The organism is Pseudoduganella ginsengisoli (assembly GCF_009720865.1).
Classification (GTDB): domain Bacteria; phylum Pseudomonadota; class Gammaproteobacteria; order Burkholderiales; family Burkholderiaceae_D; genus Rugamonas; species Rugamonas ginsengisoli.
Genome location: NZ_WNLA01000037.1, coordinates 1 through 23999 on the forward strand (window position 1 = coordinate 1; position 23999 = coordinate 23999).

Here is a 23999-nt window from a genome sequence, read left to right on the forward strand (position 1 = left end):
GCGCGGCGGCAATGGCTGCGCCGTGTTCCGGACCGGCGCAGGCCCCCAAGGTGGCCGCCACGGCGCGCAGGCGCCCCGGCAACCACGCATCGCCATCGGGCAAAGCCAGGATGGCGGCCTGGGTCTCCAGCACGGCCTGCATGTGGGCTGCCAGCGCCGGGGCTGGCGCCGGCGTAGCCGGAGCGGCAGCCAGCACGGCGGCGATCTCCACCTGTTCCGGCACATAGCGGAAATACGTGTCCAGTTCAGCACGCGGCGCATCGGACAGCATGGTGAAGGCCAGTTGGCTGCGGTAGCAGTCGATGGCGTCCAGCGCGGGCCAGTCTTCCATTGCCTGCACGGCGGTCCAGCGCAAGCCCGGCGTCTGGCGCGCGTGCAGGAACGGGTCTTCGCCCTTGAAATAGCATTCGGGCTCGGGCCGGTACGTGACCAGCGACAGCGGGCAGGCGGCGGCCTGCGCAACGGCGCGCGCCGCTTCCGGCAGCGCGGACAGGGCAATGCCTTGCGGCGCCGGGGCGTCCGTTGCTGCGGCTACCGCTGCATCGCTGCCGGAGGCCAGCAGCGCGCGCAACGCTTGCGCCAGCGCCTTTGACGGCGCCTGGTGTTCCGCGCCGATGGCTTCATGGCTGGCGATATCGTCCACGAGAACGGCAATGAAATCCATCGCGTCGAGCAGGCGGTCTGCCAGTGCCGGCGAATAATCTGCGCGGCCGTCGCGCACGGCGCCCATCAAATCTTCCGCCGCGTGCAGCACGCGCGTCATTTCCGGGAAGTCGAACAGGCCGCTGTTGCCCTTCAGCGAATGCACCTGGCGGAACAGTTCCGCCATCATGGCGGTGCTGGCCGGTTCCTGCTCCAGCGCCATCAGCTGCGCGCCGATCGCTTCCAGCAATTCGCGCGCCTCATCGATAAATTGCTGCAGCAGCGGCGTCATTGCACACCTCCGGCGCCCAGCAAGACGTTGCAATAGGCCAGCAATTCATCGGGCCGGGCCGGCTTGACGAGGTAAAAACTCGCACCCGCAGCGTAAGCGCGGGTACGGTCGAAGTCTTGCGCCTCGCTCGATACCATCAGCGCCGGCGCCTGCCGGATGTCGCGCTGGCGCAAGTCGCGCAAGAAGTCGTAGCCGTCCTGCTGCGGCATGTTGATGTCCACCAGGTACAGGTCGAACGGCGCGCGCAGCGCCTTTTCCATCGCCTCGATGCCATTCATGGCTTCGTCCACCGCATAGCCGGCGGTTTCAAGGATATGGCGGTGGTACATGCGGACGGTGGCGGCGTCGTCGATGACGAGGATGCGTTTGGATTCCGGGTTCATTGCGGGGCCTTCTGGTAGACGATGGCTTCCGGGAATTTGCGGACCCGGAACAGGGAAGAAATACGGCTCATGGATTCGGAATGGCCCAGGCAGATAAAGCCGCCCGGCGCCAGCGCATCGAACAGCGCTTCCGCCGCCTCGCGGCGCGACTGGTCGTCGAAATAAATCAGCAGGTTGCGGCAAAACACGACGTCGATGCCCCGGTAAGCGGCGGTCTCCGATGGTTCTGCCAGATTGACGCGGGTGAATTCCACCGACTGGCGCAGCGCATCGCTGATGCGGTATTCGCCATCGCCCACCGGCGTGAAATGCGCGCGCAGCAGGTGCGGCGGCAGGTTTTGCACGGACCGCTGCGAATACACGCCGCGCTGCGCCTTGTACAAAATATCGGTGTTGATGTCGGACGAAATCAGTTCCACATCCCACTGCGCCAGTTCCGGCCAGTATTCCGTCAGGTACAGCGCAATCGAATACGGCTCTTCGCCGGACGATGACGGGATCGACCAGATGCGGATGGTCTCGCCCGGCGCCTTGCGGGCGGCCACTTCCGGCAGGATCGATTGCACCAGGCATTTGAACTGGTATTCTTCGCGGAAGAAATACGTTTCATTGACCGTCATCAGGTTAGTCAGCGTCTGTAATTCTTCACCGGACGCCTGGAACCGCAGCAACGTGAAATAGCTGCGGAAGGTGGACGCTTCCGTGGCGCGCATCCGCTCTTCCAGCCGCTTGTCGACGAAATAGCGCTTGCTATCCTCGAACTGGATGCCGGTTTTGCGGTAAAAGAATTCCCGGAACTTGTGGAATTCGTCGAAACCGATCAGTGGGTCGGTCACGGTCAGCTCCCGGCCAGACGTTTCAGCGCAAAGCTGGCGGCAAAATGGATATACGGTTCATCCGAAAAGCGCGCTTTCAGCCGCTGCAGCGCGGGCGCGGCGCGCGCCGTGCCTATTTCGCACAGCAAGTCCACGGCGGCGGCGCACACGTTGACGTGCGCGTCGCTTTCCACCACGTCCAGCAGCCAGTCTTCGACCAGCGGATGGCGCAGCGATTCCAGGATATTGACGGCGAATATGCGCACGTCGGCATCGGCATCGGCCAGCAGCGGCGCGATAATGCCGGGAACTTCCTCCGGCAAGGTCTTCAGCGCTTCGATGGCGCCGTTGCGCAGCGCCGGTTCTTCGCTGTGCAGGCAGCGGGCCAGTCCCGCCACGGCATCTTCGCCGCCGATGCGCGCCAGGCTGTTGAGCATGGCGCCGCGTGCACTATGGTCGGTTTCCGTATGCACGCGCACCAGCAGCAGCGGCGCCGCTTGCGGATGCGATGCCAGCGCCTGCGCCGCATGGCGCCGCACCACGGCGCTGCCGTCGTCGAGCAGCGCAATGAGTTTGCCAGTATCGGGCGGCGCTATCGTGGCGGCGCGGGCTGCAGCGGCCTGCGTGCTTTTAGTGAATCCCATGTAGATCTCCATAAGCCCATGCATTCAATTGACGGGCGATGCCCTGGGCGGGTAATACCATGGTGGCGCCATCGCGGTCGATCAGCGCTTTCGGCATGCCGTACACCACGGCGGTTTCTTCGGATTCGGCGATGGTGCGTCCGCCCAGGCGGCGCAAATCGCAAAATGCTTCGGCGCCGTCGTAGCCCATGCCGGTCAGCATGACGCCGATCAGCTGGCGCGGCTGGCATTGTTCCAGCGCCGTGCGGGCCAGTAATTCCACGGACGGGTGCCACAGGTGGCCCTGTGTTTCCGGGCGGGCCAGCACCGTCAGCTTGCCGGCGCGCGTGGTGAGCACCGTGTCGGCGCTGCCCCGCGCGATATAAATATTGCCCGGTACGACTTCCTGCGGCGCACCGGCTTCCGTCACGTTCAGCGGGCATATCGCATCGAGGCGGCGGGCAAACGGCCCCGTGAAAGCGGCCGGCATGTGCTGCGCCACGATCACCGGATACGGAAAGTCAGCGGGCAATTGGGGCAGAATGCCTTCCAGCGTGCCCGGGCCGCCCGTCGACACGCCGATCAGTACCACGCCCGACAGGGAAGGGCGGGGCTGCGTGCCCGCCACGGGCACGGTACTTTGCTGTACCGCCCTGGCTCGCGCTGCCGACGGTTGCACGCAGGTTTCAGCAGGTGCGTTGACCGGCGCCGGGGCCGTGTCCGGCGCGGCCTGGCGTTCAGCGCGGGCAGGGCGTGCGCCGGAAGGCGCCGCCACGCCGCGCCGGATGCGGGCGCGCGACGCCGCCTTGACTTTCGACAGCAGCACGGGCGCCACTTCGTCGAGCGACAGCGAGATCGTGCCGCCCGGCTTGGCCACGTAATCCACCGCACCCAGCGCCAGCGCTTCAAACGTGGCCAGCGCGCCCTGTTCCGTCAGCGACGACACCATGACCACCGGTGTCGGGCGTTCCTGCATGATGTGGGCGAGGGCGGTCAAGCCATCCATTTCCGGCATGTTGATATCCAAAGTCACCACGTCGGGAACGAATTCGCGCACCGCCAGCACGGCTTCCACGCCATTGCGCGCGCAGCGCACGTCGTAGCTGCCTTCCCCCTCGAACAAATTCGACAGGTGGCGCCGCATCAGTGCGGAATCGTCAACGATGAGCAGCCTGGTTGCCATCATGCCCTCCTTATGCCGCCAGGCGAGCCAGCGCTTCGCTGTCTTCGCCATCCACCAGGCAGACCGGCTCGATCAGCTGGATCATGCGGTTGTGCTTTTCCAGGTTGGCGACCCGGCCCAGCAGCCGTGCCTGTGCCTGCGACAGGCGCGGCGCCGGTTCGATGGCCGTGCGCGGAATTTTCAGCACTTCCGTCACGGCATCGACGATGAAGCCGATGCGCACGCCCTTGATCAGGAACACCATGATGCGCTGGCGGTCGTTGCGGTCGATCGGCGCCAGGTCCAGCCGCTTGCGCTGGTCAATCACGGGCAGCACGGCGCCGCGCAGGTTGATGACGCCTTCGACGAAGTGCGCCGCCTTCGGCACGTGCGTCAATTCTTCCGGCACGCGCACGATTTCCTGCACGCCGGCGATCGGCACGCCGAATTCGCCATCGGCCAGGTGGAACACCACCACCTGTTCTTCATCATCGTTGCCGGCTTCCTCGGCCGCGTCCATTGCGCCGGCTGTGCCTTCGGCCAGTTGTTCCATGTTTCCTCCGATGGATTCCATCACTTGCTGCAGCGCGCCCTGGTGGCAAATGCGGTCCACCGCCAGGATGCCGACCAGGCGTTTGCCGTTGTCGAGGCGGCAAATCTGGCCGATATCGGCCATGCCGCTGTTCTTGGCCAGCAGGGCAGGCATCGCGTCAACCAGCTTGGCCGGCACCCGCAGCACTTCCGATACGCTGTCCGTCACGATGCCGACTGCCGTTTCGCCGATGGCGGCCACCACCACGCGGCTGCGCTCATCGAGCTGGCGCGCGGCCAGCCCGAACAGGCTGCGCAGGCTGACCAGCGGCAGCAAGCGTTCGCGCAACGTCATCAGGCCCAGCACGTGCGACGGTGAATTCGGCACGTGCACGATGTTAGGCGGCACTTGCACGATTTCCTGCACACTGGCGATGTCGATCGCATATTCCTGTTCCGCCACGGTGAAGTTCACCAGCTGCAGTTCGTCGGCAGCCTGCTGCTCTTCATTGGCGGCTTCGGCGCCGGCCGCGCCGGCCATGCTTGATGCACCCCGCGCCAGCGCGGAAATCGCTTCAAACTGCTGCGCCACCAGCTTGCCGAAGTCCAGCACCATGACCATCGAGCAGCCGGCGACATCCTTGAGGATGCCCGTCAGCAGTTCGCTGTCGACCGTGCTGCGGATGCCGGACACGCCTTCGATGCGTTCCGGATCGACGTCGATGACACTGGCCACGCGGTCCACTACGAAGCCCAGCGGCTGGCCCAGGTCGATCACGACAGCGCGCGTCAAATCGTCGTGTTCGCGCATGTCAAAGCCAAACAGGCGGCGCAGTGAAATGATCGGCAGCACGCGGCCGCGCAGGTTGGACAGGCCGTCCAGCGTGGCCGGCGCCAGCGGCACCCGCACGACAGCAGGCACGCGGATGATTTCCTGCACCGGCGCCATATCGACGGCGAACATTTCGCCGGCGATTTCAAAAGTCACGAACTGGCGGGTATCGGACTGCGCTTCGCCGCTTTCATCGGCGTGCGCAGCGTCGTGGCCGCCATGTTCGAGGATGGCTTCATCAGTCATGCGGCTTCTCCTTAAGCGCTTTGCAGTTCGTCGGCCAGCGAGGCGATTTCCTCGATGGCGGCCGCCAGGTCATCCGCGCCCTTCGATTGCTGCGACGCGGCGCCCGATGCTTCGCCGGCGGCCTTTTCCGCCGTTTGCGCCGCCGTGGCAATTTGTTCCACGCCGATCTTGGCCTGGCCGATGGCGGTCACGATGGCGTTGGCGGCCGCCAGGATTTCCTGCGTGCCCTTGTCGACTGCCGCGATATCGGTTTCAATGGTGACCAGGTTGGCAGTCGATTGCTTGGCCTGCTCGGTTTCGCGGATGGCGGCACGCACGATTTCATCGAGGTCGCCGGAGACGCGCACGATCTGGTCTTGCACGGCCTTGACGAGGTCCTTGATGCGGTCCGCGTTTTCTGCCGAATCGCGCGCCAGGTTGCGGATGTCTGTCGATACCACGACAAAACCTTTGCCGAATTCACCAGCGCGCGCCGCTTCGACGGAACCGTTCACGGCCAGCATGTTGGTCTGGATCGACACGGTGGTGATGGATTCCACGATCTTGTCGATGCGGCGCGACACTTGTTCCAGGTCCTTGACCTGGCGGATGCTCGCTTGCGTGCCTTTGACGGACGATTCAATGCCGACGATCAGCTGGTCGACAGCGACCTTGTTGTTGGTGAGGATGCCCTGCACGTTTTGCACCTTTTGGCCGGACATGGTGGCACGGGTCTGCGCCAGTTCCACGCCTTTTTCAATTTGCGTGATGGCGGCAGACGATTGCTCGGAAGCCGCCGCCGCCGTCTGCGCGCCTTTGCGGATTTGATCGATGGCGGTCATGATCTGGCTGGCTGCGCGGTTGATTTCCTGCACGGACGACGACAATTCTTCGGCATTGGACGCCACGTCTTCCGCACTCTTGGCCACGTCGGTAGAGTTACGCAGATCATCGGCCAGTTCCGACAGCGCTTGCGCTGCACGTTCGCTTTCGCTCAGCGCCTGCGTCTGTTCATTGACGGTCTTCGACGATTCCATGGCGGCGGCCGATTGTTCTTCGGCAGCGGCGGCAATGGCTTCCGAACCTTTCAGCGCCTGCACGGCAGCGTCGTTGGACTGGGTGGCGCCGGCCGCGATTTCACGTATACCGGACACCACTTCCAGCATGTCGAAGCGCACTTGCTCGAGCTGGTTGGTGATGCCTTTGCCTTTTTCCACTTCGTTTTCAACGGTCTTGGCGGAGTGGTTGATGCCGTCGGCAATGGCTTTGACTTCTTGCTGGATCTGGCCCACCAGGTCCTGGATTTGCTTGGCGCTCTTTTCCGACGTTTCCGCCAGGTTGCGCACTTCATCGGCCACCACGGCAAAGCCTTTACCGTGCTTGCCGGCGCGGGCTGCTTCAATGGCGGCGTTCAGCGCCAGCAAATTGGTCTGGTCTGCAATGCGCACCACGGCTTTGACGATTTCGCCAATGTTGGCGGCTTGCGTCTCCAGTTCCGCTACCATCGCGACCGACGCCGACTGGCGCTGGGCGGCGACAGCCACGTTGTCGATCAGGCGGCCGATATCGTCGGTGGTGCGCTGGATCAGGCCCTGCACGGCTTCCGACTTGGTCTGGCTCACGGTGGCGTTGTTCAACTGGCGCGTGATGGCTTGCGTAACAAGCTGGAAGCTGGCCAGCGATTCTTGCGCGGCGCTCGATGCGGTGTCCGCATTGGCGGCAATCTGGTCGGACGCACGGCGCAATTGTTCGGCCGCGGCAGCCGCCTCGTTGATGCCGGACGACAGTTGCGACGTGGCCGCGGCTACCCGCTCTGCTGCTTGCTGCTGCTTGGCCAGCGTACGGGCGCGCTTGCGCTGGGCATCGGCCTCGCGCGAGCTGACTGCGCTCAGTTTGGACGGTTCGGCATGCTGGGGCAGTGCGGTGATTTTCTTGACCAGGGCCATCTTAGTACTCCTTTGGTGAGGGGCGGCGAGGGGATTCGCCAGGGGATCAATGGGCGGCTTCACTGCGCACCCGCTTGCTGAAACAGGTCGGCGCCCAGGGACGCGCACTCTGCCACTTCGCGCATGACATGCGCGTATTCGTTGCGTAATTCATTGGCGGTGCCGGTTGGCACGATTGCCGTGTCTTGCCAGCCGACGCGTTCCATGTCGGCCGCCAGGTCGCTCAGGCGGCGCGCGCCGATCAGGCGCGCCGTGCCTTTCATGGCGTGGCTGGCGTCGCGCCATTGCGCGCGATCGCCATTGTTCAGCGCGCGTTCCAGCGCCTGCATGGTGGCGGGCGTCGTGCTGATAAACAGTTGCAGCAGGCGGACGCTGACTGCCGCGTCGCGGCACGCGGTTACATACAGGTCTTGCATGGCGAAATGGTGGAAGCAGGGGACGGGGGGCATGGCGGCTTTCGGTCAGTTTGCCCGGCCAACGAGCAGGGCCAGGTCTTCGAGTTCGATGGGGCGGGCAAAGCAGCCTTCCATGCCGGCGTCCAGGCAGCGCGGGCGGGAAACATCCATGTCGCCAGCCGTTAATGCCACGATGCGGGGCTGGTCCAGGACGGTATCCGCGGCGCGGATCTGGCGCGTCATTTCCATGCCGTCCATCTGCGGCATCTGGCAATCGGTCAGCACCAGCTTGCAGCGGTGGCTGGCCAGCCAGTTCAGTGCTTACGCGCCGTTGCTGGCGAAAGCGACCCGGGGCACCCCCAGGATCTTCAACTGCGTTTCCAGCAGCAGGGTGTTGAGGGCGCAATCGTCAACGATCAAGACATCAATGGCGGAATTGGGCATGTGAAAATTCACCTAAAACATTGAAATCAGTAAAATCAATGAAAACGATAGTAGGTGATGGCGTGCCGGACGGCAATGAGGGAATCGCTTAAATACTTGTTTATTGAGATAAAACAACAGATTGTCCTGGACGGGTACTGAAAGTTGTGATCTATAAAACAGTAAAAGTGGTAAATTCGCGCATGCAAGCGACGCGAAAATGTGGAGAATGTTGCTCTGGTGATTATGTTGCGAACATGGCATAATGCCGGGCTCACACCCGATGCTCCGGTGGTGAAATTGGTAGACACTGCAGACTTAAAATCTGCCGCCGCAAGGCGTGCCGGTTCGATTCCGGCCCGGAGCACCACTGATTCCCCAAGACTTGCAGCCGTGGTGCTCCCTTATTTGAGCATCCGTTATTCCGCAAACGGCTAGCAGTTCCGCAAAAGTCGCTTTCCCTGTTTGCCGGCGCGGCCGGTTTATCCTTTCTGTGCAAGGCGTAACTCGTATGCTGACTTAACGGTTACAAAATCATGCCGTTGATGCAGACTGATGCGAGGCTGGAAATTGGACGTGGAGTTAAGGAACGATATTGTTGGTTGCAAATAGTTGCAAAATTGTGTTGACACTACCGCAAGACGTGGGCTACATTGCAATTCGGCAATGATTTCCACGTGGCACTGTTTAAGTGCAATTCATAAGGAGGCTGTCATGGGCTGCTAAGCCGGTGGGATCCGAATTTCGCTATTGCTCAATGTGAGTATCTTCACTACAACGGCCGCTAAAGAAACATCTCCTGCTAAGCAGAACAAGGCATTGGCGCCCCGGAGTTGGGCGCTTTTTCGTTAACTCAGGGCATGCTGATGTTGGTGAGTCAATGCCTGACAAGCGTGTTTTATCCAATGACGACACCGACCTATCCAGCGTCCCCATTGAACCAGATCCTGTACGGGCCACCCGGCACCGGTAAAACCCACACAACGGTTGACGAGGCGCTTGCCATCCTCGATCCGTCCTTTCTCGCCGCGCACCGTGACAACCGCGCCATGCTCAAGGCCCGCTTTGCGGAACTCGAAGCGTCCAAGCATGTACGTTTTGTCACCTTCCACCAGAGTTTCAGTTACGAAGACTTTGTCGAAGGCTTGCGCGCGGAGCCCAACGCATCCGGCCAGCTTATATTCCGGCCGGTAGATGGTGTATTCAAGGAAATCTGCGATAGCGCCAGCATCAAGGTGATGGTTGATACGCCGTCCGGTAAGGCGTTCGGGGCGGAGACGACGATTTGGAAGATGTCGCTGGGCAACCGATACGACGAAAATCATATTTACGAAGAATGCATCAGGGAAGGGCGCCTATTGCTCGGGTGGGGACTCGGTCGTGATTTCTCGGCGGCAGCCAGCAAGGAAGATATTTCGCGTTTCCTCGGGGGCGACGGACAGGACGGCAAGTCACCCCGTGGGCTTACCGCGGTCAATTACTTTGTCCGCGAGATGAAGGTAGGCGACCTGGTTATCATCTCCGACGGCAATTCGAAATTCCGTGCTGTTGGCGAGGTGACCGGAGGCTATCGCCACATGCCGCGTGACGAAGAGGGGGATGAATTTGCTCAGTCCCGTACGGTGAAATGGCTGAAGGTCTTCAATCCCTCGATGGACTGCAGTGCGATCTTGAACAACGATTTTACGCAGGCGGCGCTCTATAAACTTGGTCCGCGCGTTATCGACCGTGTCAAGCTTGCTGCGCTACTGGCCGCCAGTGCGACTGATGTGCTGGCGCAACAAGGGCCCCGGCAGCGTGTGTTGATTATTGATGAAATCAACCGAGGAAACATATCGCGAATTTTTGGTGAACTCATCACTTTAATCGAGCCGAGCAGGCGCACTGGCGGAGATGAACCGCTGTCGGTCGTGCTGCCCTATTCGAAACGCCCGTTTAGTGTTCCGGACAATTTATATTTGATCGGAACCATGAATACGTCGGATCGCTCGCTGACTGGCCTCGATATCGCCCTGCGCCGCCGGTTTGTGTTCAAAGAAATGCCGCCCCGTCCGGAATTGCTGGAAGCCGCAGTGGTCGACGGCATTTCGATTAAGGGATTGCTGACGGTGATGAATCAGCGCATCGAAGCTTTGCTGGATCGCGAACATTGCCTTGGACATGCATATTTCCTTCCGCTGCTGAAGGACCGGTCGATGGCTTGTCTTGCGCGCATTTTCCGGCATGAGATCCTGCCGCTGCTGGAGGAATATTTTTTCGAGGACTGGGAGCGTATCGGCTGGGTACTCAATGATCATCGCAAGCCGCCGGCTAATTGCTTTATCGTTCCATCCAAGAACACCGTCTCTGGCCTGTTCGGCGATGACTTTGATGGGCGCGTGCCGGGGAAGTCGTGGCAACTTAATGCTGCGGCATTGACGAATGTTGCGGCTTATCTCGGCGTGATTGACCACCGCGCAACTGTACCAGCCGGAGAACTATCGGGATCCGTCCAGGAAGGTACCCAAGCCAACGCCGCCGCGCAGCAGAGGGACGCTTGATCAGGCAGGTCACCGTTCGCGAATACGCCCGGCTAACCACCTCGGTAGTGGAAAGCCCAAGCCTGGACCGCGCTACAGTAACCAAGAGCGCTTTTGATTATTTGTGCCGGCTTGCAGGACAGTTCCGGGCTGGAGGTGCTCAGCTGCTGGAAGTGGAGGGAAGCCAGTGGCTGCGCCTGGATAATTTTGTCGGCATCGTGGAGACACCCTGCGGCACCACGCTCGAGATTTTGCCCAAGCATCATGACGCCGACGATTGTGAGGAAAGCGCCCGCATGCTGCTGGTGCGCATGATCGAGACCGCGCTTGAATTGCCAGTGCGCCGCGCCGGCAGTGCCGACCTTACCTTGTTTCGCGCCCCCTTGTCAGAATGGGTGCGGAGCCAGTTCCTGTTAGCGCTTGAACACTTGGTTAAGCGTGGTATGAAATCGGATTTCGTCCGGGTGGAAGAAGAGCAACGCAACCTGCGTGGCCAGCTCGACATGGTTCGCCAACTGCGCCAACTTCCAGAGCGCGGCCATTATTTTCATACGCGGCATGATGTCTATTCGCTCGACTTTCCTGAAAACCGGTTGATCAAGGCTGCGCTGGCAGTGGTCGCCAGCTCGACCCGGAATGCGGCCAACTGGCGCCTGTCGCATGAGCTTTTGCATGTCTTGGCGGACGTGCCGGCGTCGCGCATGCATGCACAGGATTTCAAGGTGTGGCGCGGCGGACGCTTGATGGCCCATTACGCCCCGATCCTGCCCTGGTGCCAACTGGTGCTTGGCCAGCGGCAGCCACTGGCTGTCCAGGGCACGTGGCATGGCATCAGCATGTTATTCCCAATGGAAAAGCTGTTTGAGCGCTTCGTTGAGGCATCTGTGCGGCGTCTTTTGCCGGTGTCGGCGCGGTTGAAAAGACAGGCGAAAGAACGGTATCTATGTCAGCACAACGGCGCCGGATTCTTCCGGCTGGAGCCTGATTTGCTGATCGAGCACGGCGGGGAGCGTACGGTACTGGATGCCAAATGGAAGCGGCTCAATGCCAGCGCCCGCATAAAAAAATATGGCATTGCCCAGAGTGATTTTTATCAGCTTTTTGCCTATGGCCATCAGTACATCGCGGCTGAGCAGGAACACAAGGAGCTGGTGCTGATTTATCCGAAGACCGCGGCGTTCGATGCTCCCTTGCCGCCATTTTCGTTTGCGCCGGGGATGACGCTGTGGGTGTTGCCGTTTGAGCTGGGGGCCAAGGTGAATGAGGAGCGATTGATTGTGGCGCCAGAAATGCGTCTGGCGCAGGTGGTCGCCAATGCAAAGCGTATCGATGACAGGGCATCAACATGATTTTTGACGACGAAGAGATGGACGTGGCAGAACGGCGCGAAGGATACGGGTTTATCGAGTCCTTTACAAAACCCGAAGACGCTTCGTCCTATGCACGGATCAACATTGTGCTTGATGTTGTCGATGCGCCTGCATTCGACAACGGCATAGCGAATGACAGGTCGCCAGACCATCTGTCCATGGTCAGGGTGATGACAACACAGAACCGGCTGGAACAATTGTTCGGCATTAGTTCGCCCGTCAATGAGGGTGAATGGTTCAAGATTGTGCTGGGCGTGTATCCCGGTATGCCACGCGCATGGGTGTTGGAAGCAAACAACGATTATGGCGGCGCCGTGATTGCGCTTAACTTGATCAAGTTCTCACGGCTCGGCGGCGCGCCGCTGGCTACGGCGGCCGCGAACAACAGCACTCTTATCGCTTTACAGACCTGGTGCACAGTTCGTGCCCGGTCCGCCCAGGCATCATCGGTGCAACCGGGCGTTGCCGAGTTCCATGTGCGTGTCGCTGACGTGGGCCATGCAAATTTTTCCGCCATTCACGTAGCGCCCAGCCCAACTGCAAAAATCGTTGGCTATTTTGATGTGGGTGGGCCAATGTATTTCCATCACCGTACGTTTCCTAAATCGTTTGGCGATCCGGCGCTGATACCTGACAGCGGCTTTGTCGCACTATCCCATTGGGACTTTGACCATTATTCGCTGGCCGTTACAAAGATGAAGGGGCTGCAGAATCTCACATGGTATGCACCGGACCAGCCGGTAGGGCCGAACGCGGCCCGACTGCAGACGCTGCTTGGGACGCGCCTGAATTACGTACGAATGCCAACGTTTCACATTGCGAACGGCCTTCAGATGTGGCAAGGAAGCGGAGCGCCAAGTGACAGGAATAACAGCGGCTACGTGCTCACTGTACGGAATCACTCAGGCGAAACGCTTTTGACCGGCGACGTCTCATACCAGCATATTCCCGCCGGGGCGACGGCAACACTGACCGCACTATGCATCGCCCATCATGGAGGGAGCGGCGCGGGCAATCCGCCGGTCCCGTTGATGGGTAGCGGGGCTGCGGCTGTTTCATTCGGGTTGCCCAACCTCTACCATCATCCGAACTGGGCGGATCTCGACATACACGCACATTACGGCTGGAAAGTTCAGCCGACGTTTGTTGCGCCTGCGGTACGTGGCGACGTGTGGCTGCCCTAAGCTAGGTTAATCGATGGAATGAGCGGGCGTGCTGTGGCGCGCCCAACGCACAGATTTGGCGAACTCAACCGTGGCCAATTTGACACGCTTTAGTAAGCCACCACATGCAGCGTGAGCGGGTTTCAACCCCATCAGTGTTAGTATGAAATCACTGGCTGCCCCGCAGCGGCGGGGCAGAGGCTGCATGATGCCGCCGGGGATCAACTTGCGCGGCGGCCGGAGGTTGCGATGGGTGCCAAGGTATTGCTGGACTTGCTTGGGGGCGTTGCGCTGTTGCTGTGGGGCTTGCACATGGTGCACAGCGGCATCGTGCGGGCGTTTGGAAGCCGCATCAGGCGTTTTCTCAGCCTGGTCCTGCAAAACCGCTACCGGGCCTTTGCTGCCGGCGTCGGCGTTACCGCGATCTTGCAAAGCAGCACCGCGACGGCGCTGATGCTGAGTTCATTTACTGCGTCCGGCCTGGTGGGACTGGTGCCCGCGCTGGCTGTGCTGCTGGGCGCAAATGTCGGCACGACGCTGATTGTCCAGCTGCTGTCCTTTGATTCTTCCGTATTTTCCCCCGTCTTGCTGATTTGCGGCGTGGCTGCCTTCAAGCGCGGCACGCGCACCATCGTCAAGGACATGGGGCGCGTGGCAGTCGGGCTGGGCTTGATGCTGCTGTCGCTGCACTTGCTGCTCGATAGCCTGGCGCCAGCGGAAAATGCCCCTGGCGCGCGCCAGCTGTTTGCCGCACTGACTGGCGAGCCCGTGCTGGCGTTGCTGATCGGCACGTTGATGGCGTGGCTGGCGCACTCCAGTGTCGCCACCATCTTGCTGACCATGTCGTTGTCTGCCGCGAACTTTGTGTCGCCGGTGCCCGCGCTGGCGTTGGTGCTGGGCGCCAACCTGGGCAGTTCCATAAATCCCTTGATGGAAACGGGCAGCGCCAATCCCGCGCACCGGCGCCTGCCCGTTGGCAACCTGATCAACCGGATCGCCGGCTGTGTCTTGTTCTTGCCGCTGCTGGATCCCGTCGCCCGCCTGATCCAGGCGATCGATCCGAATCCGGTTCGCCTGGCTGCAGATTTCCACGCCTTGTTCAATGTGGTCATGGCTTTGCTGTTCATCGTGCCGTTGCAGCGGTTTGCCCGCATGCTGGAGCGGCTGTTGCCGGACGTAAAAAGCGGTAACGACCTGTCGATTCCTTTGTATCTAGGCGAAAGCATCAACGACACGCCGTCCGTTGCGCTGGCCTGTGCCGCGCGGGAAACGCTGCGCATGGGCGATATCGTGGATTCCATGCTGGACCAGGCCATGACGGCCATCCTCATGAATGACCGCAAGCTGGTGACGGAAGTCAGTCAAAAGGACAATGCCGTCGATGGCTTGCATGAAGCCGTCAAGCTGTATGTCATCAACGTCACGCATGGCCCGCTGGATGAAGTGGAGGCGCGGCGGGCGCTCGAAGTGCTGAGCCTGGCGATCAACCTGGAGCACATCGGTGACATCATCGACAAGAACTTGATGGAACTGGCCAACAAGAAAATCAAGCGCCAGCTGCATTTCTCGGCAGAAGGGGCGCGTGAATTGCAAGAATTCCACCGCGTGGTGCGCGACCATTTGCGGCTGGCCATGTCGATCTTCCTGTCGGGCGACTTGAAGTCAGCGCGCTTGCTGTTAAAGGAAAAAGCGCGGGTGCGTGAAATGGAATTTGCCGCGTCGGAAAACCATATTGCGCGCTTAAAAGAAGGGCGCATCGACAGCATGGAAACCAGCACGCTTCACATCGATATCTTGCGCGATTTAAAACGCATCCATTCGCACGTTTGTTCGGCTGCCTATGCCGCGTTGAAAAGCGCGGGAGAGCTGGACCGCGCGCCGCAACAGCCCGCGCCGCGCTGGGTCAATCCGCAGCAGCCGTTTACCGTGCATGACAGTGACGCCGTGTTGCAGGGCAAAACGCGGGCGTGACGCTGTTCAGCTGCAGCGCTGCAGCCATGCAGCGGCAGCGCTGGCGGACGGCGTGCGCACCAGCATCAATGCACGCGCATCCGGCGCTGAAATGGCTAGCGTCAGCAGTTGTGCTTCGTGGCTGGCCGTTGCGGCAGCAAACCAGTCTACATACGCGTTGAACTCAGGCAGCGGCAATGAGCGGCGTGGCGTGTCGCCAAAAAATTCTTCTGCAAACGTGCGTGCACCAATTGTGCCGTTGATTTGCACCAGCCCACCCGCTTGATCCGCCCAGGCCGTGAAATGGCCGCGCTCCCGATAGCGGTTAATGCCCGGCTCGGCCAGCAACGGTGCGCGTGTCGCGGGATCGCTGAATTCAACCAGTGCATAGCAGCCTGACGGTGGTAAGGGTGTGACACGATCCGCGGACAGGAAGCGGGTCTGGTACCCCAGCCGCTGCGCGCGGTCTTGCATATAACTGTCGAATTCGTTGGCGATAGGCTGGGCAAGGTTGTGCATAAAACGAGGGCAGGCGGGTGGGCTGAAAATTCTAGCGCGCGAAACCGTCCGCAATATGTGGCGGCGTAATAGGCTTCATGTCCCGGCGGCAGTGTTGGCCGCAGAAAGCGAATTGAAAGATTCGCCCGGTACAGTGTCTCCATCGGTACTACAACCGTACAACGCACGAGGGAGACACCATGTACGCGACCAAACCCCAGCACCGCGCCATTGGCGCCCAGCCGGAAGCCGTGAAAACCGCGCCGGTCCTTGAAGATTCCGCGCTGCAAGCAGCCGCCAAGACGCCATGGCATATGTATGCGTGGCGCGCGATGGACGTGAAAATCGGCTTGATCCCGCTGCCGATTTATGTGCTGCTGGCCGCCTTGATTGGCGGCTTTATCGCGCTGGGCAAAATGCCAACCGACATTTCCGTATCGATCGCCGTGCTTTGCCTGGGCGGCTTTACCTGTGCGGAATTCGGCAAACGCTTGCCGGTGCTGCGCCACATCGGCGCTGCCGCCATCTTTGCCACGTTCGTGCCATCGTTCCTCGTGTACCTGCACGCGATTCCGCCGGTGATGTTGAAAAACGTATCGGAATTTACCAAGAGCAGTAATTTCCTGTATCTGTTCATTGCTTCCATTGTGGTCGGCAGTATTTTCAGCATGGACCGCACGGTGCTGGTCAAAGGCTTCCTGAAAATCTTCGCGCCGCTGGCGGCAGGAACGGTGGTGGCGGCCATAGTCGGCACGGCCGTTGGCACGGCGCTGGGCCTGGGCTGGCAACACACGCTGTTCTTCATCGTCGTCCCCATCATGGCGGGCGGCGTGGGCGAGGGGGCGATTCCCCTGTCGATCGGCTATGCCGCCATTCTCGGCACCGCGCAGGGCGATGTTTTTGCAGAAGTGCTGCCGCCGGTGATGCTGGGCAGTTTGAGCGCGATCCTGATGTCGGGTGCACTGAATTTTGTCGGCAAGCGCTTCCCGCACCTGACTGGCGAAGGCCGTTTGCAGCCCGGTGCTGAAGAAGAATTGCGTGTGGTGGAACTGCCGGCCGGTACGGTCGATATCCCGCAAATTTCGTCGGCTGCGCTGACTGCGATTACGCTGTACATGGTGGGCCTGATGTCCCACAAGCTGTTCGACTTCCCTGCGCCTGTCGTGATGCTGTTTATTGCCGTGCTGCTGAAGCTGTGCCACGTGGTGTCGCCGCAATTGCAGCAAGCGTCGCAAGTGGTCTACAAATTCTTTTCGACGGCCGTGACGTATCCACTGCTGTTCGCCATCGGCGCCGCGCTGACGCCATGGGAAAAACTGATTGCCGCTTTCACCATCAGCAACCTGATCACCATCGTCGCCACCGTTGCCAGCCTGATGGCCACTGGTTTTGTCGTGGGCCGTGCGCTGAAAATGTACCCGATTGAAACCGCCATCATCAATGCGTGCCACAGCGGGCAGGGCGGTACTGGCGACGTGGCGATCCTGACGGCGGCGAACCGCATGCAGATGATGCCGTTTGCGCAAATCGCTACGCGGATTGGCGGGGCGATTGTGGTGACTTTGGCGCTGTTTGCCCTGGCGCGCATTGGTATGTGACGTGACGTCTTCCTGCGCAGATGCGCTTTGCGGCCCGCTTTGTGCGGGCTTTTTTTTTTCGGTGCTGCGTTGCCGGGGTCGTTTTTGAGGCGCCCTAAATTATTGCCATTGCCGGAGTGGGGTGTGGAATATTTGCGACTGTGAAAATGCGTGAGATTCTTTCTGCAAGCACATTGCTACTATTTTCCAATATAACTGGGCGGGCCGCTTGACCGGCATCGGGAATGGCTTGGCGGATTACACGACATTCCCTCTCACGAGTGTGGACATTGCCGCCAACGTCACCAGCAGCCACGCGACACGCAAAGTACCGTCCTTCAATGGCAGCACGACTGCTGGGACGGTTTCAGGCGAGTTCACCACACAGCAAACCGCTGACAGTCTTGGCCGGCCATCCAGCGTGACAGGCAATGCCTCCCAGCGCATGGATTACACCTACGATGGCAATGGCAACCTGAAGACCGCCACGGACGCGCTGAGCCATGTGACCAGCTACGATTACGACAATGTCAACCGGTTGAAAACCGTCACCATGCCGGATGGTGGGACCATCGTTTATAACTACGATGTCGATGGACGCCTTTACACGGTGATAGATCCGCGCAACCTGACGACCATCTACACGTATAACGCGTTTGGCGACGTCATGACGCGCAACAGTCCGGACACTGGCTTGACTTCGTACACCTACGACACGGGAGGGCGCCTGCTGACCGAAACCCGTGCCGATGGAAAAGTCGTGAGTTACGGCTGGGATAAACTGGGACGCCGGACCACCCGCACCGTGGCGGGCGTGACGGAAACGTTCACCGATGATGGCGGAACGTATGGCAAGGGCCGCCTTTCCGGCTTGAGCGACGCCAGCGGCACCACCATCTATAGCTACAACGCGAACGGCCAGTTGACCAGCCAGGTCAACGTCATTGGCGGTTCGTCGTATACCACCAGCTGGGGCTACGATGCGACCACCGGTCGCAACACCAGCATGACGTATCCAGGCGGCGTTGTACTCGGCTACACCTACGATGGCGCCGGAAGGCTGTCCGGCGTCACCAGTAATATTCCCGGTATGCCGACGCTGGCCGATAACTTCCTGCGCCAGCCTGCCACCAACATTCTTTATGGCTGGCGCTTTGGCAACGGCTTGCCACGATTGATCACACTCGATGCGGATGGCCGCATTACGCAACTGGCCAGCCAGACTGCGCATGACCTGACGTATGGTTACACCGCTAACGCCAACACCATCGAGAGCATTACTGACAATGTCTACAGAGCGCAAAGCGGAACGCTTCCGTATGAAGCCAGCGACAGCATCTACACGCTGGATCCTTCCAGCAATCGGATTTCAAGCATCAGCGGCGGCATCAACCGCTCGTTTGGATATGATTCTCTGGGAAATGTTACGTCGGACACCGGCCGCATCCTGACCTATGACGACTTCAACCGCATGAAGAGTTACACCGGCAGCGGTGTCACGACAAGTTACGTCAGCAACGCCCTGAACCAGCGGGCCCAGAAAGGCTCGACGCGTTATGTCTATGCTGCCGATGGCAGGCTGCTGTATGAAGCGGGGGCGACGGCAACCAGTTACGTTTGGCTGGAAGGCCAATTGCTGGGGATTGCACGCAATAACACCTTCTATGCCAGCCATAACGACCATCTGGGGCGGCCGCAGGTGATGACTAACAGTGCCAAGGCTGTAGGCTGGCGGGCTAGTAATACACCGTTCGACCGCAGTGTTGCAGTGGACACCATTGGAGGGATGAATCTGGGGTTCCCGGGGCAGTATTACGATGCGGAGTCGGGGCTGTGGTACAACTGGAACAGGTATTATGATGCTGGGATTGGGCGGTATTTGCAGAGCGATCCGATTGGACTTTCAGGTGGCATCAATACGTACGTATACGTTGGCGGAAATGCGATCTCTAGATTGGATCCACTCGGACTAGCCGACCTCAATCTGTTCAATCCCTATACACAACATGACAAGCTACTTTATGAGGGGGCCAATAATTGGAAAATCCCGAATGTATATACGATAGCTGGTCACGGCAACCCTGGGAATATGGAGGATAGTCGAGATGGACGGGCAATTCCTATTCGCCCGGACGATTTGGCAAAGATCGTTGAGAATGACCCCAACTGGAAGCACAAACCAATTACGATAGGTTCTTGCAATGTTGGGAACGCTTGGCCTGATGGATTCCAAGGCAAACCACACTGGGCACCGTTCGCGCAAGATCTAGCTAATCGTCTGGGAGTACCTGTGACTGCGCCGACAACATTTGTGCGCTTTCCTTTACCTAGTTCTGGTTTCTTCAAGACTTATAACCCGCAGACTCGATGAACAAACGTATAACCACCTTACTTCTCGCGTTCGCAACGACTGGTATTGGTCTATATTACTGGCGCACGCAGCAGCCATCGCCATATGGATTTGAAGTACAGTACGCATTAACTGAGAAAGCGATTGCTGATTTAAAACCTCGCGCATTGAGTGGGGACTGTTCCGCGGCGAGAAGTTTGTCAATGCACTATCTTAATGCTGCTTTAAACTTTGAAGAAGGCTTGCATTGGTCGAGAGTGGCAGCGCAGTGCCCAGACCTCCTAGACAAAAGGCGACTTATTGTTCTATTGGTGCAGTTGCCAAGGAGCGCGGCTATTGATATGGAAATAGAGAAAACTGTCAAACAAGTTGATGAAATTGACCCGAAAGAAAGCCAACGCATACGTTCATTGATCAACGAAGAAAGGGAAATTAAGTAGTCCAGCCTGAATAATTCAAAAAGCAGCCAGAGGTACCACCATAACTGTGCTGTACAAGCGACGATAAAACTGGCAATACGGCGTTCGACCGCAGCGTTGTTCTCAATACGGTTGGCTGGTTCACTTTAAGATGCGGAGATCCCTCTGCCGTCAAATATAGCGGACAGTTTTTTCGCGCAGTTTGACCGGACATTCCCTGCTGTGGGTACCCGCTACCGATCAGAAAGATGGCTGCTGTATGAGGCGGGGGCGGCGGCAACCAGTTACGTTTGGCTGGAAGGCCAATTGCTGGGGATTGCGCGCAATAACACCTTCTATGCCAGCCATAACGACCATCTGGGGCGGCCGCAAGTGATGACGAACAGTGCCAAGGCTGTGGTTTGGCGAGCCTCCAATACTCCGTTTGGCCGCAGTGTGGTGGTCGATACCATTGGCGGGATGAATCTGGGGTTCCCGGGGCAGTATTACGACTCGGAGTCGGGGTTGTGGTACAACTGGAACCGGTATTATGATGGGCAGATTGGCCGGTATTTGCAGAGTGATCCAATTGGGCTCAATGGTGGAATTAATACCTACGCATATGTAGAGGGGAAACCGCTACGATACACGGACCCGCATGGAACGAATCCAGTTGCTGGGCTAATAGAAGGTGCTGAAATTGGCACAGCAATATTGCCTGGCTGGGGAACGGTCATTGGCGGTGCTATTGGCTTGGGAGCAGGATGGTGGGTCGCAGACAAGCTCAACACTGCTATTGCAAACCAAGCTGAGCCACCAGTTCCCGGCGCGACAGGCGGCGATAAATCCAATACGGGTACCCGCCAATGGGAAAAGCCTGGCGGTTTTAGCGATGCTAACCGAGACTTTGACAATTTGAATCCTACTGGGTGCAGGACAAGGGAAACGAAGTTCGGGTCGGAACTCTTCCAAACGGTGACAGAGTTATTGTTAGGCCAGATAGCTCTGATGGCAGACCTACTGTGGAGATTCAACGACCAGATGGAAAGCGTTCAAGGGACAAAATTCGATATTGCCCCACGCGGTAGTTTTGAATACGGTTTTTAAAGGGCGGGAAGTTAGGATGGGAATATATCAACCGTGGTATTGCGACGTGATCTCGCAGCCGACGTTTATGGCGTTGGAGCGCATCGAGTATGGTGGAAATGGGATGCAGATACTGCTACGAGAGGTGGCAGGTGAAAAGCGCTTAATCTGCCTTCGGTTTATTGATTTGCCAATGGCTGTTCGTATATCAAATGAAAGTCAGCGATTGGAGTCTTTGCGGGAACTGCCGAAAGGCACTAGGAATTCGCTTTACGTCGTCTCGCAATCTACATTTTTATCTTGGCTTCATGAAGAGTCATTGCAAATCTACAAGGACGACCCTTTGTTTCACTTGGCAATCGTGATGGATGAATGGATCGACATCATTTGCAATGAATTACCGAGCGTTGTTATTGCGAAATAGAAAATTGAGAACAGCTTAAGGCCGCAAAGTCGCGTGTAGGAAAAAAATTGCAAGGAAGCGAGGGCAGGATCTGCGCAGGTGCGTAAGCCGATGATGCGTCTAGGTAAAGTGGTCGTGGTTACGACGGAAGTGCGTCAAGGCCAACACACCACAGCTACTATCGGGACTGCTACGATCCGGGTGCGGGGCGTTATTGCCAGAGCGATCCGATCGGACTCGATAGCGGCATCAACACATACCGCTATGAGCTTCCCTCGGTTTTTCGTCTTCCAACGGTCCAGTTTTATGCAGCCTGCTGATTCAGTCTCTGCGATGCCTGCCAGCGCTCAAGGAATTCAACCGGTGAGCAGAAACCCAGCGTGGAGTGTTGGCGTTGGCGATTATAAAAGACTTCGATGTATTCAGTTTTGTCGTTGCTACGGCAACAACTATTGCGATGGCAAAGTAAACGAGACGAATTCAAGAGTCAAATTCCAGCTTTCCCGATGGCAGACGGCCTCCCAAGCTTTGTTTAGGCCGCATTTCTTGCGATTTGCTACCGTTGGCCCACCGCGACACCCCACCTGTCCCGCGAAGCCATTCGCGTGTCCCCGTGAGCCACTCGGCTCCATATGAAATGTTAAATCTTGCCCAGCGCTTAACATGAATCGCCGGCATGGATTCCTTTAACAAAATCAAACGGAGACACTATGCGTATCAAGCAGTTGTTACCCGCACTTGCTTTGCTGACCCTGGGCGCCCAAGCGTCCGCCAGTACCCTGAACCAGAACGTTTCGTGGACCATCGACCGTCCGGGCACCACCACCAATTACCGCGTCGTCGCTTATGGCGATTCCATCTATGCCGGCTACAACGGCTCCACCACGAGTGCCGCGAAATATTCCGCGCCCACCGTTGAAGCGGAATACCTGTCGGCGCTGTGGAACGCGGACATTGAAAGCGTGCGCCGCACGAAATCCGGCGCGATCGCATCGGATGTCTACAACAATAAGATCGTGGCCGAGCGTTCGTATATGCAGGCCAGTAACACCCGCGTCGTGACGTTTGAAATGTGCGGCAACGACGGCTTGCAAGCCCGTACCGCGTACAAGAGTCAGACCGGCACCTGCGACGACAGCGTGCTGATCGCAGCGGAAAACAATTGCAAAACATACGTGGCGGCAGCGATGGACTACATCAACGCCAACGCTTATCCGGGCGTGAAGATGAAAATCATCTCGAACCTGCACTATCCGGGCTATGCGGCCGACAACGTGCAAAGCTCGTGCAAACAAGCCAGCACGGGCCAAACCGTCAACATGCAGGATAAATTCCTGCCATCGCTGGCCCGCATCAACCACATGATGTGCGACATGGCGCGCCAGAAGGGCTTCAAGTGTGCCGACAACTTCGCGCAATACATGGGCGCGGACTATGACAGCAATGGCGACGGCATCGTCGATGCGGACGCGCTGCGCTACGTGGACGGCGAAAGCCAGGCCAGCTACGTGACCCGCATCACGAGCACCTTGCGTTCGACGCTGCGCGACGCCAACACGAAATTCGTGTCGGCCAGCAGCAGCTATGACTATATCCAGTCCGACGACACGCACCCGACGTATAACGGCAGCACCGTGACGGCCGGCCTGTTTGGCGGCACCACCGGTACGGGCGCACCGCGCTACACGTCGTTCACCAGCGGCAAAAACCCGATCTGGAACCAGTATGGCCATGAGCGCATGGGCTGGGCCGTATCGACCTACAACGTACCGACGCCTTAATCCACCGGCATGAACCAGCGCTGGCGCCCCAGCCCCGGCTATCTGACCGTCGCGTTATTGCTGGCGGTTGGGGTGGCCGTGGTGCTGGTGTTTCTGTGGCTCACGTCCGGACCCGACACGGGAACGGACGCCCCGGCGCCGGTGCAGCCGCCGGCGGGCAGCGCCACGGGACCGGCCCCGGCGGCGCAGCCCTCCATGGCTTCCCGGGGATCGCCAGCCGCGCCGCAGCACGCGCCGGAAGGCGACGCCGATCCCACACCGGACTTGCGCAGCTACGTAGCCCGTGGCGAAAAGCCATCGATGGCGGAAGTCATCACGCGGCTGCATGAACGTGGCATCCATACCGGCCTGGCCGCGTTCAATCCGCCCGGCACTCGCCCACCGCTGGTGGGGCTGGCCGTGCCGGAAGACTTCCCGCTGCCGCCCGGTTATGTGCGCCACCATCAAGCCACGGATGACGGCCAGCGCATTGAAGCCATCTTGATGTATGCGCCGGGCTACCAGCCGGTTGATGCGGCCGGGCGTCCTATCGCCGTGCCGAAAGACCGCGTAGTGCCGCCTGAGCAGGCGCCGCCGGGCCTGGCCGTGCGCCGCATCACGATCCCGCCTCCATTGGATCCTACACAGCACTGATC

The 23999-nt window shown here is 59.3% G+C and carries 22 protein-coding genes and 1 tRNA gene; 12 read left to right on the forward strand and 11 right to left on the reverse strand.

The features are described 5' to 3' along the window. The 10 genes from GM668_RS28785 to GM668_RS31475 form a co-directional block, all read right to left on the reverse strand. On the reverse strand, positions 1-934 hold a 934-nt coding region (locus tag GM668_RS28785), incomplete at its 3' end, for an Hpt domain-containing protein (RefSeq protein WP_211923473.1). Further along, positions 931-1317: a response regulator gene (locus tag GM668_RS28790; protein WP_155442420.1), complete on the reverse strand. Its 387-nt coding sequence runs from the start codon at positions 1315-1317 to the stop codon at positions 931-933. The genes GM668_RS28785 and GM668_RS28790, both read right to left, overlap by 4 nt. Then, complete coding sequence (locus GM668_RS28795) at positions 1314-2153, reverse strand: CheR family methyltransferase (RefSeq protein WP_170305903.1); 840 nt, start codon at positions 2151-2153, stop codon at positions 1314-1316. Before GM668_RS28795 ends, GM668_RS28790 begins: the two co-directional genes overlap by 4 nt. A 2-nt stretch (positions 2154-2155) precedes the next feature. Continuing rightward, positions 2156-2776 (reverse strand): HEAT repeat domain-containing protein, encoded by a 621-nt coding sequence (locus GM668_RS28800; protein WP_170305904.1) that lies wholly within the window; start codon positions 2774-2776, stop codon positions 2156-2158. Further along, on the reverse strand, positions 2763-3941 hold the full coding sequence (cheB, locus tag GM668_RS28805; RefSeq protein ID WP_229500065.1) for a chemotaxis-specific protein-glutamate methyltransferase CheB: 1179 nt from the start codon (positions 3939-3941) through the stop codon (positions 2763-2765). Before cheB ends, GM668_RS28800 begins: the two co-directional genes overlap by 14 nt. A 7-nt stretch (positions 3942-3948) precedes the next feature. Continuing rightward, positions 3949-5526 carry a chemotaxis protein CheW gene (locus GM668_RS28810; RefSeq protein WP_155442423.1) on the reverse strand — a complete coding sequence of 526 codons (1578 nt, stop codon included), beginning with the start codon at positions 5524-5526 and terminating at the stop codon, positions 3949-3951. Between the two features lie 11 nt (positions 5527-5537). Continuing rightward, positions 5538-7451, reverse strand: coding sequence for a methyl-accepting chemotaxis protein (locus GM668_RS28815; RefSeq protein WP_155442424.1), 1914 nt, complete (start codon positions 7449-7451; stop codon positions 5538-5540). A gap of 59 nt (positions 7452-7510) precedes the next feature. After that, entirely contained in the window at positions 7511-7900 is a 390-nt protein-coding gene (locus GM668_RS28820; protein ID WP_155442425.1) for an Hpt domain-containing protein, read from the reverse strand. 12 nt (positions 7901-7912) lie between these two features. Continuing rightward, positions 7913-8164, reverse strand: a complete 252-nt coding sequence (locus GM668_RS28825; protein WP_155442426.1) for a response regulator — start codon at positions 8162-8164, stop codon at positions 7913-7915. A 3-nt stretch (positions 8165-8167) separates the two neighbouring features. Continuing rightward, positions 8168-8290 (reverse strand): response regulator, encoded by a 123-nt coding sequence (locus tag GM668_RS31475; RefSeq protein ID WP_260115630.1) that lies wholly within the window; start codon positions 8288-8290, stop codon positions 8168-8170. Positions 8291-8554: 264 nt separating this feature from the next. Between GM668_RS31475 and GM668_RS28830 the strand changes: the two genes are divergently transcribed. The 5 genes from GM668_RS28830 (at position 8555) to GM668_RS28850 (ending at position 15292) form a co-directional block, all read left to right on the forward strand. Further along, positions 8555-8639, forward strand: a tRNA-Leu gene (locus GM668_RS28830). Positions 8640-9204: 565 nt separating this feature from the next. Then, entirely contained in the window at positions 9205-10809 is a 1605-nt protein-coding gene (locus GM668_RS28835) for a DUF8426 domain-containing protein (RefSeq protein ID WP_211923474.1), read from the forward strand. Then, complete coding sequence (locus GM668_RS28840) at positions 10806-12137, forward strand: McrC family protein (protein WP_155442427.1); 1332 nt, start codon at positions 10806-10808, stop codon at positions 12135-12137. The genes GM668_RS28835 and GM668_RS28840 overlap by 4 nt, the downstream gene beginning before the upstream one ends. Beyond that, the gene (locus GM668_RS28845) at positions 12134-13342 is read left to right on the forward strand and encodes an MBL fold metallo-hydrolase (RefSeq protein ID WP_155442428.1); all 1209 of its coding nucleotides are present in this window, start codon (positions 12134-12136) and stop codon (positions 13340-13342) included. Before GM668_RS28840 ends, GM668_RS28845 begins: the two co-directional genes overlap by 4 nt. Before the next feature lie 228 nt (positions 13343-13570). After that, positions 13571-15292, forward strand: a complete 1722-nt coding sequence (locus tag GM668_RS28850; RefSeq protein WP_155442429.1) for a Na/Pi cotransporter family protein — start codon at positions 13571-13573, stop codon at positions 15290-15292. A 6-nt stretch (positions 15293-15298) separates the two neighbouring features. Here GM668_RS28850 and GM668_RS28855 read toward each other — a convergent pair whose 3' ends face one another. Continuing rightward, positions 15299-15790, reverse strand: a complete 492-nt coding sequence (locus tag GM668_RS28855; protein ID WP_155442430.1) for a hypothetical protein — start codon at positions 15788-15790, stop codon at positions 15299-15301. A 293-nt stretch (positions 15791-16083) separates the two neighbouring features. Between GM668_RS28855 and GM668_RS28860 the strand changes: the two genes are divergently transcribed. From GM668_RS28860 to GM668_RS28895, 7 genes are all read left to right on the forward strand, one after another. Further along, positions 16084-17367, forward strand: a complete 1284-nt coding sequence (locus GM668_RS28860) for a 2-hydroxycarboxylate transporter family protein (protein WP_371868795.1) — start codon at positions 16084-16086, stop codon at positions 17365-17367. A gap of 229 nt (positions 17368-17596) precedes the next feature. Further along, complete coding sequence (locus tag GM668_RS28865; RefSeq protein ID WP_170305906.1) at positions 17597-19717, forward strand: DUF8616 domain-containing protein; 2121 nt, start codon at positions 17597-17599, stop codon at positions 19715-19717. Next, positions 19714-20136, forward strand: a complete 423-nt coding sequence (locus GM668_RS28870; protein WP_155442432.1) for a hypothetical protein — start codon at positions 19714-19716, stop codon at positions 20134-20136. The genes GM668_RS28865 and GM668_RS28870 overlap by 4 nt, the downstream gene beginning before the upstream one ends. 201 nt (positions 20137-20337) lie before the next feature. Continuing rightward, on the forward strand, positions 20338-21201 hold the full coding sequence (locus GM668_RS31480; protein ID WP_371868793.1) for an RHS repeat-associated core domain-containing protein: 864 nt from the start codon (positions 20338-20340) through the stop codon (positions 21199-21201). 16 nt (positions 21202-21217) lie between these two features. After that, entirely contained in the window at positions 21218-21604 is a 387-nt protein-coding gene (locus tag GM668_RS28880) for a hypothetical protein (protein WP_155442434.1), read from the forward strand. 689 nt (positions 21605-22293) lie between these two features. Further along, on the forward strand, positions 22294-23364 hold the full coding sequence (locus GM668_RS28890; protein ID WP_155442435.1) for an SGNH/GDSL hydrolase family protein: 1071 nt from the start codon (positions 22294-22296) through the stop codon (positions 23362-23364). A 9-nt stretch (positions 23365-23373) separates the two neighbouring features. After that, positions 23374-23997 (forward strand): hypothetical protein, encoded by a 624-nt coding sequence (locus GM668_RS28895; RefSeq protein WP_155442436.1) that lies wholly within the window; start codon positions 23374-23376, stop codon positions 23995-23997. Positions 23998-23999: the final 2 nt, after the last annotated feature.

What these genes read in the sequence shown, in the direction of transcription:
- GM668_RS28790 (WP_155442420.1), bottom strand. Translation starts at nt 1,317, where the DNA reads ATGAACCCGGAATCCAAACGCATCCTCGTCATCGACGACGCCGCCACC.
- GM668_RS28800 (WP_170305904.1), bottom strand. Translation starts at nt 2,776, where the DNA reads ATGGGATTCACTAAAAGCACGCAGGCCGCTGCAGCCCGCGCCGCCACG.
- cheB (WP_229500065.1), bottom strand. Translation starts at nt 3,941, where the DNA reads ATGATGGCAACCAGGCTGCTCATCGTTGACGATTCCGCACTGATGCGG.
- GM668_RS28810 (WP_155442423.1), bottom strand. Translation starts at nt 5,526, where the DNA reads ATGACTGATGAAGCCATCCTCGAACATGGCGGCCACGACGCTGCGCAC.
- GM668_RS28815 (WP_155442424.1), bottom strand. Translation starts at nt 7,451, where the DNA reads ATGGCCCTGGTCAAGAAAATCACCGCACTGCCCCAGCATGCCGAACCG.
- GM668_RS28820 (WP_155442425.1), bottom strand. Translation starts at nt 7,900, where the DNA reads ATGCCCCCCGTCCCCTGCTTCCACCATTTCGCCATGCAAGACCTGTAT.
- GM668_RS31475 (WP_260115630.1), bottom strand. Translation starts at nt 8,290, where the DNA reads ATGCCCAATTCCGCCATTGATGTCTTGATCGTTGACGATTGCGCCCTC.
- GM668_RS28845 (WP_155442428.1), top strand. Translation starts at nt 12,134, where the DNA reads ATGATTTTTGACGACGAAGAGATGGACGTGGCAGAACGGCGCGAAGGA.
- GM668_RS28850 (WP_155442429.1), top strand. Translation starts at nt 13,571, where the DNA reads ATGGGTGCCAAGGTATTGCTGGACTTGCTTGGGGGCGTTGCGCTGTTG.
- GM668_RS28855 (WP_155442430.1), bottom strand. Translation starts at nt 15,790, where the DNA reads ATGCACAACCTTGCCCAGCCTATCGCCAACGAATTCGACAGTTATATG.
- GM668_RS28860 (WP_371868795.1), top strand. Translation starts at nt 16,084, where the DNA reads ATGTATGCGTGGCGCGCGATGGACGTGAAAATCGGCTTGATCCCGCTG.
- GM668_RS28870 (WP_155442432.1), top strand. Translation starts at nt 19,714, where the DNA reads ATGAACAAACGTATAACCACCTTACTTCTCGCGTTCGCAACGACTGGT.
- GM668_RS28880 (WP_155442434.1), top strand. Translation starts at nt 21,218, where the DNA reads ATGGGAATATATCAACCGTGGTATTGCGACGTGATCTCGCAGCCGACG.
- GM668_RS28890 (WP_155442435.1), top strand. Translation starts at nt 22,294, where the DNA reads ATGCGTATCAAGCAGTTGTTACCCGCACTTGCTTTGCTGACCCTGGGC.
- GM668_RS28895 (WP_155442436.1), top strand. Translation starts at nt 23,374, where the DNA reads ATGAACCAGCGCTGGCGCCCCAGCCCCGGCTATCTGACCGTCGCGTTA.